Annotated in this window: 10 protein-coding genes; 7 read left to right on the top strand and 3 right to left on the bottom strand. The window is 72.6% G+C overall.

The window, feature by feature from the left end; translation table 11 throughout:
• Positions 1 to 2 precede the first annotated feature (2 nt).
• From nusA to ACH4OW_RS27145, 7 genes are all read left to right on the top strand, one after another.
• Positions 3 to 992, top strand: a complete 990-nt coding sequence (gene nusA, locus ACH4OW_RS27175; RefSeq protein ID WP_360137680.1) for a transcription termination factor NusA — start codon at positions 3 to 5, stop codon at positions 990 to 992.
• A gap of 166 nt (positions 993 to 1,158) precedes the next feature.
• Positions 1,159 to 1,470 carry a YlxR family protein gene (locus ACH4OW_RS27170; RefSeq protein WP_398030423.1) on the top strand — a complete coding sequence of 104 codons (312 nt, stop codon included), beginning with the start codon at positions 1,159 to 1,161 and terminating at the stop codon, positions 1,468 to 1,470.
• A gap of 148 nt (positions 1,471 to 1,618) precedes the next feature.
• Positions 1,619 to 4,699 (top strand): translation initiation factor IF-2, encoded by a 3,081-nt coding sequence (gene infB / locus ACH4OW_RS27165; protein WP_398030422.1) that lies wholly within the window; start codon positions 1,619 to 1,621, stop codon positions 4,697 to 4,699.
• Between the two features lie 130 nt (positions 4,700 to 4,829).
• Positions 4,830 to 5,126 (top strand): DUF503 domain-containing protein, encoded by a 297-nt coding sequence (locus ACH4OW_RS27160; protein WP_360137689.1) that lies wholly within the window; start codon positions 4,830 to 4,832, stop codon positions 5,124 to 5,126.
• Between the two features lie 55 nt (positions 5,127 to 5,181).
• Positions 5,182 to 5,628 carry a 30S ribosome-binding factor RbfA gene (gene rbfA, locus ACH4OW_RS27155; RefSeq protein WP_360137692.1) on the top strand — a complete coding sequence of 149 codons (447 nt, stop codon included), beginning with the start codon at positions 5,182 to 5,184 and terminating at the stop codon, positions 5,626 to 5,628.
• The gene (truB, locus tag ACH4OW_RS27150) at positions 5,628 to 6,608 is read left to right on the top strand and encodes a tRNA pseudouridine(55) synthase TruB (RefSeq protein ID WP_360137695.1); all 981 of its coding nucleotides are present in this window, start codon (positions 5,628 to 5,630) and stop codon (positions 6,606 to 6,608) included. The genes rbfA and truB overlap by 1 nt, the downstream gene beginning before the upstream one ends.
• Positions 6,609 to 6,965: 357 nt before the next feature.
• Positions 6,966 to 7,916, top strand: coding sequence for a bifunctional riboflavin kinase/FAD synthetase (locus ACH4OW_RS27145; RefSeq protein WP_360137698.1), 951 nt, complete (start codon positions 6,966 to 6,968; stop codon positions 7,914 to 7,916).
• Between the two features lie 97 nt (positions 7,917 to 8,013).
• Here the strand turns inward: ACH4OW_RS27145 and ACH4OW_RS27140 are convergent, their stop codons facing one another.
• The 3 genes from ACH4OW_RS27140 to eccE all read right to left on the bottom strand — a co-directional run bounded on the left by ACH4OW_RS27140 (position 8,014) and on the right by eccE (position 13,373).
• A complete protein-coding gene (locus tag ACH4OW_RS27140) occupies positions 8,014 to 10,914 on the bottom strand; it encodes an SCO5717 family growth-regulating ATPase (protein WP_398030421.1) in 2,901 nt (966 codons plus the stop codon).
• 396 nt (positions 10,915 to 11,310) lie between these two features.
• Positions 11,311 to 12,159 (bottom strand): hypothetical protein, encoded by an 849-nt coding sequence (locus ACH4OW_RS27135; RefSeq protein ID WP_360137704.1) that lies wholly within the window; start codon positions 12,157 to 12,159, stop codon positions 11,311 to 11,313.
• Positions 12,159 to 13,373, bottom strand: coding sequence for a type VII secretion protein EccE (eccE, locus tag ACH4OW_RS27130; protein WP_360137707.1), 1,215 nt, complete (start codon positions 13,371 to 13,373; stop codon positions 12,159 to 12,161). The genes ACH4OW_RS27135 and eccE overlap by 1 nt, the downstream gene beginning before the upstream one ends.
• Positions 13,374 to 13,566: the final 193 nt, after the last annotated feature.

Genomic DNA, 13,566 nt, shown 5'->3' with positions numbered 1-13,566 from the left:
CCGTGGACATCGACATGAGTGCCCTGCGGGGTTTGGTACGAGAGAAGGAGATCTCGTTCGACCTGCTGGTCGCGGCCATCGAGTCGGCCCTCCTCATCGCGTACCACCGCACCGAGGGAAGCCGCCGCCACGCGCGGGTGGAGCTGGACCGCAACACCGGGCACGTGACGGTGTGGGCGAAGGAGGACCCGGCCGACCTCGAAGAGGGCGCCGAGCCCCGCGAGTTCGACGACACCCCGTCGGGTTTCGGCCGGATCGCGGCGACCACCGCCAAGCAGGTCATCCTGCAGCGGCTGCGGGACGCCGAGGAGGAGATCACCTTCGGCGAGTACGCCGGGCGGGAGGGCGACGTCGTCATGGGCGTCGTCCAGCAGGGCCGGGACCCGAAGAACGTGCTGGTCGACATCGGCAAGCTGGAGGCCATCCTGCCGTCGCAGGAGCAGGTCCCCGGCGAGGAGTACACGCACGGCACCCGCCTGCGCTCGTACGTGGTCCGGGTGGTCAAGGGCGTGCGCGGCCCGTCCGTGACGCTCTCGCGCACCCACCCCAACCTGGTGAAGAAGCTCTTCGCCATGGAGGTCCCGGAGATCGCGGACGGCTCGGTGGAGATCTCCGCCATCGCCCGTGAGGCCGGTCACCGCACCAAGATCGCCGTGCGGTCCACCCGCTCGGGGCTGAACGCCAAGGGCGCCTGCATCGGCCCGATGGGCGGCCGGGTGCGCGCGGTCATGGCCGAGCTGCACGGCGAGAAGATCGACATCGTGGACTGGTCGGACGACCCGGCCGAGCTGGTGGCGCACGCGCTCTCGCCGGCCCGGGTCAGCAAGGTCGAGGTGGTCGACCTGGCGGCGCGCTCCGCGCGGGTCACCGTGCCCGACTACCAGCTCTCGCTGGCCATCGGCAAGGAAGGGCAGAACGCCCGCCTCGCCGCCCGGCTCACCGGGTGGCGCATCGACATCCGCCCGGACACCGAGGGCGCGGAACAGGAGTGATCCGCGCCGCCGCGCACGGGCCGGGGCCCGCGTCCGGCGGCGGCCGGGAGCACGCAAGGGTGCGGCCGCAGCCGAAAAAATCGGTGGCGGCCCACCGGAATTTTGAGCGACCGTTCGGGCATTACCCCGTAGGGGTGAGGTCGGCGCGGGGAGGTAGACTTAAGCAGTGTCTGGCCGGACGCATGCCCGCGCATGCCCTGAGCGCACCTGTGTGGGGTGCCGGGAGCGAGCGGCCAAGGGCGATTTGCTGCGCATCGTGGCGATCGAGGGCGAGTGCGCCCCCGATCCGCGCGGTACGCTGCCCGGCCGGGGTGCTTATGTGCACCCGACACGGGTCTGTCTCGACCTGGCGGTCCGCCGCCGGGCCTTCCCCCGGGCCTTCCGGGGCCCGGGACCGTTCGATGTGACGGCCTTGCGCCGGTTCGTCGAAGGGGCGCATGTTGATCAAGCTACACCGGTTGATCAGGCAACACCGTAAGAAAGCACAGCGCACGGAAAACCGTGCGGTCAGGTACCTCGCGAGTCGGAAGTAGGTCGAGATTGCGATGAGCACTCGATGAGTACGCGATGAGTACGCCCATGAAGTAGCGACGGTCCGGTGGACACCCGGACCTAGAAGGAGCGAAGTGGCTAAGGTCCGGGTATACGAACTCGCCAAGGAGTTCGGAGTTGAGAGCAAGGTCGTCATGGCCAAGCTCCAAGAACTTGGTGAATTCGTCCGTTCGGCGTCCTCGACGATCGAGGCGCCGGTTGTTCGAAAGCTGACCGACGCTTTCCAGGCTGGCAACGGCAACGGCCGTGCCGCCGGCAAGCCCGCGGCGCCGCGCAAGAGCGCGCCCGCAAAGCCGTCCGCGCCGTCCCCGGCGCAGGCACGCCCCGGCGCCCCGAAGCCGGGCGCCCCCAAGCCGGGCCCCGCGGCTCCGGCGCCGGCCGCCCCCGAGGCGACCCAGGCACCGGCGGCCCCCGCCGAGGCCCCGAAGTCGGCCCCGGCCCCGGGTCCGCGTCCCACGCCGGGCCCGAAGGCCCCCAAGCCCGCTCCGGCCGCGCCCGCGCAGCCCGAGTTCCAGGCGCCCCCGTCGGCTCCCGCCGCGCCGCGCCCCGGCGCCACCCCCGGCCCGCGTCCGGCCCGCCCGCAGCAGGGCGGCCAGGGCGGCGGCCAGGGCGGTCAGGGCCGTGGCAACGCGCCCCGTCCCGGCGGCGACCGCCAGGGCGGCGCCCCGCGTCCCGGCGGCAACCGTCCGTCCGGACCGCGTCCGGGCAACAACCCCTTCACGTCCGGTGGCTCCACCGGCATGGCCCGTCCGCAGGCCCCCCGTCCCGGCGGCGCGCCGCGCCCCGGCGGCCAGGGTGCCCCCGGCGGTCCGCGTCCGCAGGGCGGTCAGGGCGGCCAGGGCGGTCCCCGTCCGCAGGCTCCCGGCGGCAACCGTCCGACCCCGGGCGGCATGCCCCGCCCGCAGGGCGCAGGCCAGGGCGGCCCGCGTCCCGGCGGCGGTAACCGCCCCAACCCCGGCATGATGCCGAAGAGCCCGGCCGCCGGCCCGCGTCCGGGTCCCGGTGGCGGCGGCGGTCGCGGTCCCGGTGGCGCAGGTCGCCCCGGTGGCGGCGGTCGTCCCGGTGGCGGCGGCTTCGCCGGCCGTCCCGGTGGCGGCGGTGGCGGTCGTCCGGGTGGCGGCGGCGGTTTCGCCGGTCGTCCCGGTGGCGGCGGCCCCGGTGGTGGCGGCGGCTTCGGCGGCCGTCCCGGCTTCGGCGGACGTCCGGGTGGTCCCGGTGGCCGTGGTGGCACGCAGGGCGCCTTCGGCCGTCCCGGCGGTCCCGCGCGCCGCGGCCGCAAGTCCAAGCGTCAGAGGCGCCAGGAGTACGAGGCCATGCAGGCCCCGTCGGTGGGCGGCGTCATGCTGCCCCGCGGCAACGGTGCGACGGTGCGCCTGTCGCGCGGTGCCTCGCTGACGGACTTCGCCGAGAAGATCAACGCCAACCCGGCGTCGCTCGTCCAGGTCATGCTGAACCTGGGTGAGATGGTCACCGCGACGCAGTCCGTCTCCGACGAGACGCTGCAGCTCCTCGGCGACGAGATGAACTACGTCGTCGAGATCGTCTCCCCGGAGGAGGAGGACCGCGAGCTCCTGGAGTCGTTCGACATCGACTTCGGCGAGAACGAGGGCGGCGAGGAGATGCTCGTCGCGCGTCCGCCGGTGGTGACCGTCATGGGTCACGTCGACCACGGTAAGACGCGACTGCTCGACGCGATCCGCAAGACGAACGTCATCGCGGGCGAGGCCGGCGGCATCACCCAGCACATCGGTGCCTACCAGGTCGCGACCGAGGTCAACGACGAAGAGCGGCGCATCACCTTCATCGACACCCCGGGTCACGAGGCGTTCACCGCCATGCGTGCCCGCGGTGCCAAGTCGACCGACATCGCGATCCTCGTGGTGGCGGCCAACGACGGTGTCATGCCGCAGACGATCGAGGCCCTGAACCACGCCAAGGCGGCCGACGTGCCGATCGTGGTCGCGGTCAACAAGATCGACGTCGAGGGCGCGGACCCGACCAAGGTGCGCGGTCAGCTCACCGAGTACGGCCTGGTGGCCGAGGAGTACGGCGGCGACACGATGTTCGTCGACATCTCCGCCCGCCAGGGCCAGAACATCGAGGAGCTGCTGGAGGCCGTGGTCCTGACCGCGGACGCCTCGCTCGACCTGCGGGCCAACGCCGAGCAGGACGCGCAGGGCATCGCGATCGAGGCCCACCTCGACCGTGGCCGCGGCGCCGTGGCGACCGTCCTGGTCCAGCGCGGCACGCTGCGCGTCGGTGACACGATGGTGGCCGGCGACGCGTACGGCCGCGTCCGGGCGATGCTCGACGACAAGGGCCAGAACGTGCAGGAAGCGGGTCCCTCGACCCCCGTCCTGGTGCTGGGTCTGACCAACGTCCCGGGTGCCGGCGACAACTTCCTGGTCGTCGACGAGGACCGCACGGCACGCCAGATCGCCGAGAAGCGCGCCGCCCGTGAGCGCAACGCCGCGTTCGCCAAGCGCACCCGCCGGGTGTCGCTGGAGGACCTGGACAAGGTGCTCAAGGCCGGCGAGGTGCAGCAGCTCAACCTCATCATCAAGGGCGACGCGTCCGGTTCGGTCGAGGCCCTGGAGTCCTCGCTGCTCCAGCTCGACGTCGGCGAAGAGGTCGACATCCGGGTCCTGCACCGCGGCGTCGGTGCGGTCACGGAGTCCGACATCAACCTGGCGTCCGGCTCCGACGCGATCGTGATCGGCTTCAACGTCCGCGCCGAAGGCCGCGCGACGCAGATGGCCGAGCGCGAGGGCGTGGACGTGCGCTACTACTCGGTCATCTACCAGGCGATCGAGGAGATCGAGGCGGCCCTCAAGGGCATGCTCAAGCCGGAGTACGAAGAGGTCGAGCTCGGTACGGCGGAGATCCGCGAGGTCTTCAAGTCGTCCAAGCTGGGCAACATCGCGGGTGTTCTCATCCGCTCCGGCGAGGTCAAGCGCAACACCAAGGCCCGCCTGGTGCGCGACGGCAAGGTCGTCGCGGAGAACCTCAACATCGAGGGTCTGCGCCGCTTCAAGGACGACGTCACCGAGATCCGCGAAGGCTTCGAGGGCGGTATCAACCTCGGCAACTTCAACGACATCAAGGTCGACGACGTCATCGCGACGTACGAGATGCGCGAGAAGCCGCGCGGCTGATCATGCAGTGACCGACTGGGGCCGGTCGGCGGGAGAAATTCCGTCGATCGGCCCCGGCCGTTGCCTGTACGGTTCGAATGGTTCGTACATCTGGCATCTAGTGCCCCACGGGTGGCCTTACCCGCACCGCATGTACGTAGGGACACTGTCCTTCGACCTCCTCCTCGGCGACGTACGGTCGCTCAAGGAGAAGCGCTCCGTCGTCCGCCCGATCGTCGCCGAACTGCACCGCAAGTACGCGGTCAGCGTGGCGGAGGTCGGCGAGCAGGATCTCCACCGCAGAGCCACCATCGGACTCGCGGTGGTGTCCGGGGACACGGGGCACCTCACAGACGTACTGGACCGCTGCGAGCGCCTGGTCGCCGCACGGCCCGAAGTGGAGCTGCTGTCGGTACGACGGCGGATCCACGGCGACGATGACGACTGAGCGGGTCGTCGGCGCCACAAGCACCACGGTGAAAGACACAGAAGGAGACGGACCAGTGGCCGACAATGCGCGGGCGAAGAAGCTGGCGGACCTCATCCGGGAGGTGGTCGCCCAGAAGCTGCAGCGCGGCATCAAGGACCCGCGGCTGGGCAGCCACGTGACCATCACGGACACCCGGGTCACCGGCGACCTGCGGGAGGCTACGGTCTTCTACACGGTCTACGGCGACGACGAGGAGCGGGCCAGCGCGGCGGCCGGGCTGGAGAGCGCCAAGGGCATCCTGCGCTCCGAGGTCGGCCGGGCGGCGGGCGTGAAGTTCACGCCGACCCTCACGTTCGTCGCGGACGCGCTGCCGGAGAACGCCAAGACGATCGAGGACCTGCTGGACAAGGCACGGGCCTCGGACGCCAAGGTGCGCGAGGCGTCCTCGGGCGCGAAGTACGCGGGCGAGGCCGACCCGTACCGCAAGCCGGGCGACGAGGACGAGGACACCACGGCGTAATGAAGCGCGAGAACACCGGCGCGAGGCGTGTGGAGCGCAGCCGTGCCAAGCAGGGGGCGCCGGACGGCCTGGTCATCGTCGACAAGCCGGCCGGCTTCACCTCGCACGACGTGGTGGCGAAGATGCGGGGTATGGCCCGCACCCGCCGCGTCGGGCACGCCGGCACGCTCGACCCGATGGCGACGGGTGTGCTCGTCCTGGGCATCGAGCGTGCCACGAAGCTGCTCGGCCACCTCGCGCTGACCGAGAAGGAGTACGTCGGCACCATCCGCCTGGGCCAGACGTCCGTCACCGATGACGCCGAGGGCGAGATCACCGCGGCCACGGCCGCGCACGGCCTGGACCGGGCCGCGATCGACGCGGGCGTGGCGGCGCTGACCGGCGCCATCATGCAGGTGCCGTCCAAGGTCAGCGCCATCAAGATCGACGGCAAGCGGTCGTACTCCCGGGTACGCGACGGCGAGGACGTGGAGATACCGGCCCGCCCGGTCACCGTCTCCTCGTTCGTCGTGTACTCCGTCGAGGAGACCGAGGCCGAGGACGGCACGCCCGTCACCGACCTGCTGGTCTCGGTGGAGTGCTCCTCCGGTACGTACATCCGGGCGCTCGCCCGCGACCTGGGGGAGACGCTCGGCGTCGGCGGGCACCTGACCGCACTGCGCCGCACCCGAGTCGGCCCGTACAAGCTGGACCGGGCCCGCACGCTGGAGCAGCTCCAGACGTCCGTGGACGACGAAGCCGGCGGCGGCCTGCCGGTCATGCCGATCGGCGAGGCGGCGGCCGCGGCCTTCCCGCGCTGGGACGTCACCCTGGACCAGGCACGGCTGCTCACCAACGGTGTGCGCATCCCGATGCCGCGGTTCGACGAGGGCGAGGGCCCGGTGCGGCCCGCCGCGGCGTTCGCGCCCGACGGGACGTTCCTGGCGCTGCTGGAGAACCAGGGCGGCCGGGCGAAGAGCCTGGCGGTCTTCGCCCAGTAGCCGAAGACGACCGGTCCGACGGGCGGCGCCACGTACAGGGCGCCGCCCGTCGCCGTACGCGGTCGTACCGGCCGCGACCGCGTTCACTCCAACGGGGGGCACCCGGAGTGCGGCGAGGGCGTGGAAGGGGCGCTCGCCAGGTCCATACGGACCCCGCCACGCGGCGGCAGGCGGACCGCGGCGGCCGAACGGCCCCTTCCGGGTGCCGCACCTAACAGAAGCGAGGCGACCCTTCCCGCGAAGCGGTGCGCACGGCATGGCAGTCTTAGACCTGCGTAAGGCCGAGGGAGTCCGGATCCGACCGGATCGCCCCCCGGCACAGTGGACAGACGAGAGTTCGGGCGAGGAGCGGGCACAGTGCAGCGCTGGCGTGGCTTGGAGGACATCCCCGAGGGCTGGGGACGCAGCGTCGTCACCATCGGCTCCTACGACGGCGTGCACCGCGGGCACCAGCTGATCATCGGGAAGACGGTGGCGCGCGCCCGGGAGCTGGGCGTGCCGGCCGTGGTGGTCACCTTCGACCCGCACCCCAGCGAGGTCGTACGACCCGGCACCCACCCGCCGCTGCTGGCCCCGCACGAGCGGCGCGCCGAGCTGATGGCGAGCCTGGGAGTCGACGCCGTCCTGATCCTGCCGTTCACCAAGGAGTTCTCGAAGCTGGCCCCGGCCGACTTCGTGGTCAAGGTGCTGGTCGACAAGCTGCACGCGAAGCTGGTCGTCGAGGGGCCGAACTTCCGCTTCGGGCACAAGGCCGCGGGCACCGTGGACACCCTCGCCGAACTGGGCGGCACCTACGACTACGAGGTCGAGGTCGTCGACCTGTTCGAGCGCGGCGCCGCGGGCGGCGGCGAGCCGTTCTCCTCCACCCTGACCCGGCGGCTGGTCGCCGAGGGCGACGTCGCGGGCGCCATGGAGGTACTGGGACGCCCGCACCGCGTGGAGGGAGTCGTCGTACGCGGCGCCCAGCGCGGCCGCGAACTGGGCTTCCCGACGGCGAACGTGGAGACCCTGCCGCACACCGCCATCCCGGCCGACGGCGTGTACGCGGGCTGGCTGCACGCGGACGGCGAGAAGATGCCTGCGGCCATCTCGGTCGGCACCAACCCGCAGTTCGACGGCACGGCCAGGACCGTCGAGGCGCACGCCATCGACCGCGTCGGCCTGGAACTGTACGGCCTGCACGTCGCGGTGGACTTCTACGCCTACCTCCGCGGCATGGAGAAGTTCGACACGCTGGACGGGCTGCTGGAGCGGATGGCGGTCGACGTGAAGGAAACCCGCGAACTGATCGCCTCCGCCGAGGACTGACGCGGCGTCACACCGGGCCCGCGCCGAGCGGGCCCGCACCAACGGGACAGGGCCCGGCACTTGGGAAAAGTGCCGGGCCCTGCCGTGTGCCGTGGCGTTACTGCGGCGGAGGCTGCTGCGTCCAGCCCGGCTGGAGACCGGGCTGCCCGGGAGCCTGCGGCGCGTCCGGGGGCTGCTGCCAGCCCTGGGGCTGCTGCGGCTGCTGTGTCCAGCCGCCCTGCTGCGGCGGGTATCCGGTGGGCTGCTGGCCCGGCATCTCCTGGCCCTGCTGCGGGTACGCCTGCTGGCCGTACTGCTGCTGCCCGTACTGCTGCTGGGCGTTCGGGTCGCCCGGCTGCTGCATCTGCTGCTGGGCCGCGGGGTCGCTCCAAGCGCCCTGTGCCTGCTGCGCCCGGGAGAAGTCCTCGGCGACCAGCGCGGACAGGTTGAAGTACGCCTCGCGGGTCTTAGGGCGCATCATGTCCAGGTCGACCTCGGCACCGGCGGCCAGATGCTCGTCGAAGGGGACCACGACCACGCCGCGGCACCGCGTCTCGAAGTGCGACACGATGTCGTCGATCTTGATCATCTTGCCGGTCTCGCGGACCCCGGAGATCACCGTGATGCCGCGCTGCACCAGGTCGGCGTAGCCGTGCGCGGACAGCCAGTCCAGCGTGGTGCTGGCGCTGGAGGCACCGTCCACCGACGGCGTGGAGATGATGATCAGCTGGTCGGCGAGGTCCAGCACCCCGCGCATCGCGCTGTAGAGCAGGCCGGTGCCCGAGTCGGTGAGGATGATCGGGTACTGCTTGCCGAGGACGTCGATCGCCCGCCGGTAGTCGTCGTCGTTGAACGTCGTCGAGACGGCCGGGTCCACGTCGTTGGCGAGGATCTCCAGCCCCGACGGCGCCTGCGAGGTGAACCGGCGGATGTCCATGTAGCTGTGCAGCTGCGGGATCGCCTGCACGAGGTCACGGATGGTCGCACCGGTCTCGCGGCGCACCCGGCGGCCGAGCGTGCCGGCGTCCGGGTTCGCGTCGATCGCCAGGATCTTGTCCTGCCGTTCGGAGGCGAGCGTGGCGCCCAGCGCGGTCGTCGTCGTGGTCTTGCCGACGCCGCCCTTGAGGCTGATGACCGCGATCCGGTAGCAGGACATCACCGGCGTACGGATCAGCTCCAGCTTGCGCTGACGTTCCTGTTCCTCCTTCTTCGCACCAAGCTTGAAGCGCGAGGGCTGCGCGTTGGCACCCGGCTTCTTCTTCTTGGGCTGGTTGCGGAGCAGGCGGTCGGAGGTCAGCTCGACGGCGGCGCTGTAGCCCAGGGGCGCGCCGGGAGCGGCCCGCTGCTGTTGCTGCTGCTGGCCCGGCTGCGAGTACTGCGCGTAGTTGGCCGCCGCGTTCGGGTCGGCCGCCTGGACCGGGGTGGGGGCCTGCGGCTGCTGCGGCGCCTGCGGCTGCACCTGCTGGGGCTGTTGGGCCGGCTGCTGCTGCGGCTGGGCCTGGGCCTGGGGCTGGGCCTGCGGCTGCTGCTGAGGGTAACCGGGGTACTGCTGCTGGGCGGGCGCGGCCTGCTGCGGGTAACCCTGGGCCTGGGGCGCCTGCGGGTAGCCGTATCCGCTCTGCTGCGGGTAGCCGTAAGCCGCCTGCGCTGCCGCGGTGCTGGGATCGGCGGGAGCCTGCGCCTGCTGCTGCGCCGGTGCGGCCTGCTGGGGCTGCTGCTGCGGCGGGTAGCCGTAGGCGGGCTGGGGGTAGCCGTAACCGGCCTGCGGCTGAGCCTGCTGAGGAGCCTGCGGCTGCTGCTGGTACGCGCCCTGCTGCTGGTACGGCTGCTGCTGCGGCTGGGCCTGGGGGTATGCCTGCTGCTGGGGCTGCGGCTGGGCCTGAGCCTGCGGCTGTTGCGGGGCCTGCTGCGCCTGCTGCTGGGCGTACTGCTGCCCGTACTGCTGCGCGTATTGCTGTGCCTGGGCTGCCTGCGGGTCCGCGGGCTGGTACTCCGGCGGCAGCGGCGGCAAGTTCGCAGGCGCACCTGCCTGCTGGCCGGTGGCGGCACCCCAAGGCGCCCCCTGCTGCGGGATGCCTTGCTGCGGGATGCCCTGTTGCGGCGCCTGCTGGGGCGCGGCCTGCTGCTGCATCTGCTGCTGCGGCATGTGCTGCGGGGGAACGCCCTGCTGCTGAACTTCCTGCGGAGCCTCGGCCTGAGGCGCTTCCGGCTGCTGGGGCTCCGGCTGCTGCTGTGCTTCCGGTGCCGCCTGCTGCTGTACGGGCGGCTGGGGCGCGGCGACCGGCGCGTCGGGCTCGGGCGCAGGCTGCGGTACGGGCGCGGGCGCCGACGCGTCGGCCTCGGCCGGACCGCCGAACTGGCTCGCTGCATCCGGCTGCGGCTGCGGCTCTTCGGCGACCTGCATCGCGGGCGGGACCTCGGCCTCGGCCTCGGCCTCGGCCGGGGCGGGTGCGGGGGCCGGTTCGGGCTCCGGGTCGTCGTCCCACAGGGACGCCGTCGGGTCGACGCTGCCGGTCCGTACGTTCCCGGACTGCGGCGCGCCGGGCTTCGCGGACTCCTCGGGCTCGGCGGGCGCTTCCGGCGCCGCCTCGGCGACGGGCGCGGGCGGCGCCACGGGAGCCGGCGGCTCGGGCGCCAGGGGAGCCGGCGCGACCGGGGCCGGCGCGGTGGGCGCGGGTGCCGGACCGGCGTCGGCGGCACCGTCGTTGGGCCGCAGCGTCGGGAACGCGGGCGGTGCGGCGGGCGGCGCCGAGGCGCCCTGCGGTACGCCCTGGGCCGGGCCGGCCTGCGGGGGGCCGGCCGTCGGTGGAGCGCTCGGCGGCATGCCCTCGGGCGGCGGCGCGGGGGAGGGGGCGGCAGGAGGCGTCGTGACGGCGGCCGTACCGCCGCCACTGGTGTCGTTGCTCGCGTACCAGGCCGGAGCCGCAAAATCGATCTTGAACTCACCTGTCAGATCGAACTCGGACTGGTCGTCGTCAGGATCGTTCCCGTCCGGACGGAAAGCCTCCTGCTCGTTCACTGTGCCTCCTGGTGTACTGAAACGCACCTGAACGGCAAGACCGGATACAGGCGGATCAATCGGATGTAGCGGACGTCGGAACACACCACCCCGGGTTGCGCCAACACTAACTGTCTCCATCCCCGTAACGGCAGCCGTCGGTGTGCTCTTGCGGCTCTCCGATACAGCCTAATCAACAGTCGCCCCCGAACGGCAGTCGATGCCGTCCCGTCTTGGGGGCCAGACGGCACACGGACGGGCGCACCCTCGGGATGCGCCCGTACGCCCGCCGCCGGCCCACCGTGGACCCCGGCGCGAAACCACGCGTACGGCGAGCCCCGGCGCACGGCCGGCGGACACCCTGAAGAGGTACCCGCGACCGCCCGCGCCGGCCGCCCGCCGTCCGCTTGCCGTCCGTCAGTCCATGCGCCGCGGGCCGCCGAGCAGGTTGGTCTCCGCCTCGGTGGGCTGCGTCATCACGAACTGGTGGCTGTCGCGCGTGCACCAGAGCATCGCGTTGTCGCTGAGCGTCGGCAGCACCCCGCCGATCTGCTCCGGGAGCCGCATGATGCGCGTCACCACCTCGGCCTCCTCCGGCGACAGCCGCTGCAGGCACACCAGGTCGGCACGGGCCAGCATCTGCGGCGACCGCGGCCCCAGGAAGGGGAGCACGGTCAGCACCGACTGCCAGGGCCCCGGCGCGAGCTGATTGCGCGGCGGCCGCGCGCCCATGTCCCGTACGACCAGGACCGGGCTGGAGACCGAAGGGCCCTGCGGCGCGATCTGCCGTACGTCGTGGACCGACACGCACTGCTGCCCGCCGCCCGCGGCCTGCGCCATCTGCGCCCAGGCCGGCGGACGGGCGGTCTCGACCGCGACCCGGGCGCCGGTGGCGACCGTGCGCAGCGCCAGCACCTGCGCCATCCACATGCTGCCCACCAGCACCACTTCGAGGGGGCTGGGCCGCAGGAGGCTCAGCACCGCGGGCTGGTTCTCCGGGTCGATGCCGATGACGACGCCGTCCTCGGCGACCGGCAGCGTCAGCGACGCGAGGGAGTCCGCGGTCAGTATGTGCGGACTGCGCCGCGGACCGCGCAGGCCGAAGCCCGGCTGCGGACGCGGTCCGGTGGGCGCCGCCTGCCGCTCGTCGGGGCGCGGCTCGTGCGAGAGCCGCCGCCCGCCGCCCGCGGGCGCGCCGCCGATGGGCGGGTTGCGCCAGCCGTCGCTGCTGGGGGTGGCGCGGGGCTGGTAGGTGGGCGTCGCCATCAGCGGGTACCTCCGAGGGGGAGCGTGGCCAGGAGACCGGGGAGCTGCTCACGGTCCAGCCGTACGAGCCCGACCTTCACGGAACCGGAGCGGCGCTCCAACTCGCCCTGTGCGGCGGTCAGTTCGTTCTCGCTGCGCGTCGACAGGCGGACGTAGCCCGAGATGGCGGGCGCCCGGCCGCTGCCGTGCGAGGCGGTCAGCGCGAAGGTGCTCGCCATCGCCGGGGTGCTGGTCAGCAGCTGGGCGATGCCCGCCAGCGGCGTACCGCCCGGGCCCAGTTGCGGCCAGCGGCCGATCCAGTACGTGGTGTGCCACCGGTCGTCGCAGCGCATCGCGCGGACCGTCTCCTGGGTGCGGCGCGCGGCGCGGCCGTCGCGCCCCATCGCCCCGCTGGCCGCCCGCGGGCTGACGCACACCGCGGTGCCGACCGCGGCCACCACCTCGCGCTCGTCGAGCACCCGGGCCCGTACGCCGTGCGCGGTGAGGCGGCTGACGAGCTGGTCGGCGGCGCGCAGCAGGGAGCGCTGCGCACCTTCAAGCCCGCCGCCGCGCGCCTCGATGGCCTCCGCGCACAGCTCCGGGTCCAGCTTGAGCGCGATCCAGGTGAGCTGGAGCGCGGGCGTCTTGGTCTGTGCCTGGAGCGGCGCGTACGAGCGGGCGGCGACGGCCTGCTCGGGCAGGTGCGGGGCCGGCGCGGGCTGTGTGTACTGGACGAACTGCACCGATTCGAGGTGGATGTCCTCCACGTCCAGGGCGGTGTGCAGCACGTCCATCGGCAGCGGACGGCTGCCGCTCCTCGGGCGCAGCGGCTCGTCCCGGCCCTCCACCTGAACAAGGGCGGTCAAGAACGTGCCGTCACCGACAAATCCGATCGCGCGCTGCTCGGCGTCGGTGTACTCGTACGTACGCAGCGCCGGGTCGCACTCCACGAGCGGGGCAAAGGCCGGGTCGACGCCGGCCGCGGCCGAAGCGCCGGTCTTACCGCGGCGCTTCATGGCGCGCACGGTGATGATCCACTCGGGCAGCGGGATCCGCCGGCGCCGCCCCAGCGCGAACACGATCAGTACGGCGGCCACCACCGCGGCCACGGTCAGGGCGACGGGGTGGATCGACCAGCCGACCAGGACCAGCGCCGCCGCGATTTCGATGATCGCGAGCTGTTGTACGCGTACGCCACCGATGCTCCCGGCCTGTGCGCGCAGCCGGGGAGCCACCGGACCGGCCGAACGCGCTGCCTCTTCCCGGCCCTGATTTCCTCCATTGCCCGGAGCTATACCGTTTTGGCCCGCATTTCCTGCGTATTGCGCTGGAGCGGAAGGCTGTTGCTGCTGTTGCCGCCCATTGCGGCGTCGAGCCCTGGTGGCGCTGGACATCCCCCGGCCTGCTCCTCTACTGGTGGTGTGGCTC

Origin of the sequence: Streptomyces sp. NPDC017056 (assembly GCF_044332485.1) — a bacterium.
Taxonomy (GTDB): domain Bacteria; phylum Actinomycetota; class Actinomycetes; order Streptomycetales; family Streptomycetaceae; genus Streptomyces.
The sequence above is the reverse complement of the archived record's forward strand: the minus strand, read 5'-3'. Positions and strand labels throughout refer to the sequence as shown.

Coding starts and splice junctions, on each gene's coding strand:
- ACH4OW_RS27135 (WP_360137704.1), bottom strand. CDS start 12,159: ATGGCGACGCCCACCTACCAGCCCCGCGCCACCCCCAGCAGCGACGGC.
- truB (WP_360137695.1), top strand. CDS start 5,628: ATGAAGCGCGAGAACACCGGCGCGAGGCGTGTGGAGCGCAGCCGTGCC.
- ACH4OW_RS27160 (WP_360137689.1), top strand. CDS start 4,830: ATGTACGTAGGGACACTGTCCTTCGACCTCCTCCTCGGCGACGTACGG.